2 protein-coding genes are annotated in these 2,339 nt (G+C 50.0%); both read left to right on the top strand.

Annotated features, from left to right (window positions below; translation table 11 throughout):
* Nucleotides 1-305: 305 nt before the first annotated feature.
* Nucleotides 306-1,346: a phosphate ABC transporter substrate-binding protein PstS gene (gene pstS, locus KQJ18_RS23430; protein ID WP_038635764.1), complete on the top strand. Its 1,041-nt coding sequence runs from the start codon at nt 306-308 to the stop codon at nt 1,344-1,346.
* 144 nt (nt 1,347-1,490) lie between these two features.
* The coding region (gene pstC / locus KQJ18_RS23425; protein WP_216422880.1) for a phosphate ABC transporter permease PstC at nt 1,491-2,339 on the top strand (849 nt) is incomplete at its 3' end.

Below are 2,339 nucleotides of genomic sequence, written 5' to 3'. Positions count from 1 at the left end.
GCTTAAAGCGGGGCATTTTTTTTAGCTTGTTCTGTTTTTAATCAATTATCCCGCCTGTTTTATGTGACAAACCGTCATCTTCAGCTACTGTTTTCAGTGTCATAAAAAGAAAATTTTGCCGAAATATGATTGTCACATAATCGATTAACCTTCTGTTTTTATACTGTTTTTAATTGTTCCTGACGCATTATTTTTTATTGTCATAAAACTGTCATATTTCGTACATTTAACTGTCACCTGTTTGTCCTATTTTGCTCACAGTAGCAACTCAAACAACAATTTACGAAAACCGTGCAGGAGACATTATGAAAGTTATGCGTACCACTGTCGCAACTGTTGTCGCCGCGACCTTATCCATGAGCGCGTTCTCTGCCTTTGCCGCAGCGAGCCTGACAGGTGCAGGTGCAACTTTTCCTGCGCCAGTGTATGCCAAATGGGCAGATACCTATCAGAAAGAGACTGGTAGCAAAGTAAACTACCAGGGTATCGGCTCCTCCGGTGGTGTAAAACAAATCACTGCGAATACCGTTGATTTCGGTGCCTCAGATGCGCCGCTGTCTGACGAAAAACTCAATCAAGAAGGCTTGTTCCAGTTCCCGACCGTGATCGGCGGTGTGGTGCTGGCGGTGAATATCCCTGGCCTGAAATCCGGCGAGCTGGTGCTTGACGGTAAAACGCTGGGCGACATCTACCTGGGTAAAATTAAGAAGTGGGATGATGAAGCCATCACCAAACTGAACCCAGGTCTGAAACTGCCTTCGCAGAACATTGCCGTTGTGCGTCGTGCTGACGGTTCCGGTACTTCCTTCGTCTTCACCAGCTACCTGGCAAAAGTGAACGAAGAGTGGAAATCTAAAATTGGTTCCGGTTCTACCGTTAACTGGCCGACCGGTCTGGGCGGTAAAGGTAACGACGGTATCGCCGCATTCGTCCAACGTCTGCCTGGTTCAATCGGCTACGTTGAGTACGCTTACGCTAAGCAGAACAATCTGGCGTACACCAGGCTGGTCTCTGCTGATGGCAAACCGGTAAGCCCGACCGAAGAGAACTTTGCTAACGCCGCGAAAGGCGCTGACTGGAGCAAAACCTTCGCTCAGGATCTAACCAACCAGAAAGGTGACGATGCGTGGCCAATCACTTCCACCACCTTCATCCTGGTACATAAAGAGCAGAAGAAACCTGAGCAGGGCGCTGAAGTGCTGAAGTTCTTCGACTGGGCGTACAAAAATGGCGGCAAACAGGCTAATGACCTGGATTATGCCAGCCTGCCGGACAGCGTGGTTGAGCAGGTTCGTGCTGCATGGAAAACCAACGTGAAAGACAGCAGCGGTAAAGCGCTGTACTAATAGAATATCTTTGACGAATTGGCGGATGGCGCTACGCTTATCCGCCCTACGGTTTCTACCGTAGGCCCTGGGTGTAGGCCGGATAAGCGTAGCGCTATCCGGCATGGGCAACTTAGTAAACGCGTTTAACTTAAAGAGTGATTTATGGCTGCAACAAAGCCTGCTTTTAACCCACCGGGTAAAAAGGGTGACATGATATTCAGCGCGCTGGTAAAACTGGCTGCGCTGATTGTGCTATTGATGTTGGGTGGCATCATTGTCTCTCTGGTTATCTCCTCCTGGCCAAGCATTCAGAAATTTGGTTTCTCCTTCCTGTGGACTAAAGAATGGGATGCGCCAAATGATATCTACGGTGCATTAGTCCCGATTTACGGTACGCTGGTTACTTCGCTTATCGCACTGCTGATTGCCGTTCCGGTGAGTTTCGGCATTGCTTTGTTCCTGACTGAACTTGCGCCCGGCTGGCTGCGTCGCCCGCTGGGTATCGCTATTGAGCTGCTGGCGGCAATTCCAAGTATCGTGTACGGCATGTGGGGCCTGTTTATCTTTGCTCCGTTGTTTGCGACTTATTTCCAGGAACCGGTCGGTAACATCCTTTCCAACATTCCGTTTGTTGGCGCGTTGTTTGCTGGTCCGGCGTTTGGTATTGGGATTCTGGCTGCGGGCGTGATCCTCGCCATTATGATTATTCCTTACATTGCGGCGGTTATGCGCGATGTGTTCGAACAAACGCCGGTGCTGATGAAAGAGTCAGCCTACGGCATCGGTTGTACCACCTGGGAAGTTATCTGGCGCATCGTCCTCCCGTTCACCAAAAATGGCGTGATCGGCGGCGTGATGTTGGGTCTGGGTCGCGCACTTGGCGAGACCATGGCGGTGACCTTTATCATCGGTAACACCTATCAGCTCGACAGTGCATCGCTGTATATGCCGGGCAACAGTATTACCTCTGCGTTGGCGAATGAATTTGCCGAAGCGGAATCAGGTCTGCAC

It is taken from the genome of Citrobacter sp. S55_ASV_140, from assembly GCF_018919505.1.
Taxonomy (GTDB): Bacteria; Pseudomonadota; Gammaproteobacteria; order Enterobacterales; family Enterobacteriaceae; genus Citrobacter; species Citrobacter werkmanii.
This window is presented reverse-complemented; position numbering and strand designations above follow the sequence as displayed.